The 2,533-nt window shown below is 26.1% G+C and carries 2 protein-coding genes; both read left to right on the top strand.

Annotation, left to right across the window (positions count from 1 at the left end):
- The first annotated feature begins 302 nt into the window (after window positions 1–302).
- Window positions 303–509: a hypothetical protein gene (locus BUB51_RS12405; RefSeq protein ID WP_035164954.1), complete on the top strand. Its 207-nt coding sequence runs from the start codon at window positions 303–305 to the stop codon at window positions 507–509.
- 11 nt (window positions 510–520) lie between these two features.
- Window positions 521–2,443, top strand: a complete 1,923-nt coding sequence (locus tag BUB51_RS12400; RefSeq protein WP_073198140.1) for a hypothetical protein — start codon at window positions 521–523, stop codon at window positions 2,441–2,443.
- The last annotated feature ends 90 nt before the right edge of the window (window positions 2,444–2,533 follow it).

Below are 2,533 nucleotides of genomic sequence, written 5' to 3'. Positions count from 1 at the left end.
GAATTTAGAAAAAACTTAAGGCTCAAATTTTTAGAAAATCCTAACGCACCTAATCAAGACCTCCTGTCTTGTAGGATGCTGGTTTGACATCCTGTCAAACCTACGGATTTTCTTCAAAATTTTCGCCTAGTTTTTTTACTAAATTCTTTCAAGCATTCGCTTTCATTTTCATAAATATTAAAATATAAGTTTGTCAATAGTCTGAAGGCGGCTTTGCCGTCTTTTTTCAATTCTAGATTGTATATCGAATCTAAAATAAGATTACAATATAGATATCCGCATATAAATATAGGGGTGGTTTTTTGCTGTATAAAGGAATATTATTCATACTTATTGGTGCATTTCTTATAATATATGAAAAATATGATATAAAGAAGATTATTAAAGATAGAATATTTTTAATAAAAGAGGATTTTGTTTATGATAGTTATTATGAAATCAAACTGTTTTTAGGGATATTTTCGATTATTGTAGGAATTTTTTCTATAATAAACTATATCGTTTATTAAAGGGTGTATATATGAATACAAAAAAGATTTTGATAACCGTACTTTTACTGCTAATTTTTATTTCATTCTTTAGCAAATTAGTATTAGCAGAAAATAGGACTAAATTAATAATGATTATATTAGATGAACTAGATTTTGATTTAACTGAAAAAATAACTCAAAATACTAAAAATTCAGTAGGGATTATGAATACAAAAACGGGATATTTTTACAGTTTCAAAAATGAAGAAAGCTACTTTTTAACTATTGCGACAGGTAGGAGAGTTAAAATAAGTTCAAAATCGTATAAAGGGATAATAAAAAATAGAGATGGCAGTCTATATATAATTGGATTTGAAGATATAATCAGGGAATTAAAGAAAGAATATTTGACTTTTTCCCGGGAAATTTCTACATTTGGCGACTTTTTTAATAAAAGAGGTATTAAAATTGGATATATCGGTAATGATTCTTCTTCACTTATTGCTGCGAATATAAATGGATATATCGAGTATGGCGAGAATAAGGTTGTTTATGAAGAAAAATGGCTCAATGATAAGTCGAGAGAGATATTAGAAAAAGCAGATATACTCATACTTTCATATGAATTAAATAATAAAGAAGAGAGAATTGAGCTATTGAAAAAATATATTGAAAAGATGAAATGTAACATGATTATATTTCCAAAGACTATATCAGGAGATGTAAATATAAAGTGGAATACTACTTTAGTTCCAGTTGTTTATATAACGCCTGATAATAAAGAAGGATTATTAATAAGCAGTACAACAAGAAGGGAAGGGGTAATAACAAGTTTAGATATTTTTCCAGATGCGGCAAATCTATTTGGCATATCAACAGACAGATTTATTGGCAGTAGTATTAAGATTATGCCTGAAAATAGGCCGATTTTAAAGTGTAAAAACTATTTAAAAGAGTTTCTCAACTTGAATATAATAAAATATATCTTTCACGGAATAATTATAGCATTGCAGCTATTTGTGATATTTAGTAAAAATTTAGAAAAACAAGCCTGTAAATTTTTGATGTATACGATACTTTCGATTATATTTTTTTCTCTTTTATTTGGATTTTTTAAGATACACAAAAGTATTATTATATACTGCATAATAGTATTAATGTCTTCATTTTTACTATCGTTTTTATTGATTAAAAAAGAAAAAGCTGTAAAATATTTATCTATTTTTACAAATATATTAATTCTCTATGGGATTTTTTTAAACAATAATATAATATATGATTCATTTATAGGATATAACAACATAGTAGCTGGTGGAAGATTTTATGGACTAAACAATGAAATTATGGGAGTTTTATTAGCAACTTCAATAATAGTTTATTTTAGTATAAGAGAAAAGATAAAAGATAAAATAGTTTTATCTTTATTTTTCATAATATATTTTCCGTTAATAATATTGGCTCTGTCTGGAAAATATGGCGTTAATTTTGGAGGCTATATAACTTCTATTCTGCTATTTTTTATTTTGATATATGAAATGTTTTATCATAGTGAGATTAATAAAAGTATTATTTTACTAATTTTTGGTTCTATTTTTTTTCTATTAAACTTTATAATACAGTTCAATGGGTATAGTTTAAACCATATAGGAAAGTTGTTATCGAGAATTGAAACGGTTGGATTTATTGAGTTATTTGATGTAATAATAAATAAACTTAAGCAGCTTATTATAATGGTTTTAGTTCCGCCTTGGAGTATTATTTCTCTAGGACAGCTTTATTATGTTTATGGGTTGTATAGAGATGAGAATATTTGTATGAGAGATTTTAAAGATTTAAATATAGGCAAATGTATTTATATAATATTTATTGGTTCTATCATTTCGACTTTTATAAATGATACAGGCATAATATCTTTTGTATATATGAATACTTATCTGATTGCTATTTTAGTTAGTTTACATAATATCAAATAAAGGGTATTGCTCCAATGCAATACCCTTTATTTTGTGTGCCGGGCATGCGTAACAACTAGGTGGTGAAAGTCCACTGTGGGGGTTGACCGT

This window comes from Caloranaerobacter azorensis DSM 13643 (assembly GCF_900129995.1).
GTDB classification, from domain to species: Bacteria; Bacillota; Clostridia; order Tissierellales; family Thermohalobacteraceae; genus Caloranaerobacter; species Caloranaerobacter azorensis.
Note: the sequence above shows the minus strand (reverse complement) of the source record. Positions and strands in the feature narration are given on the sequence as shown.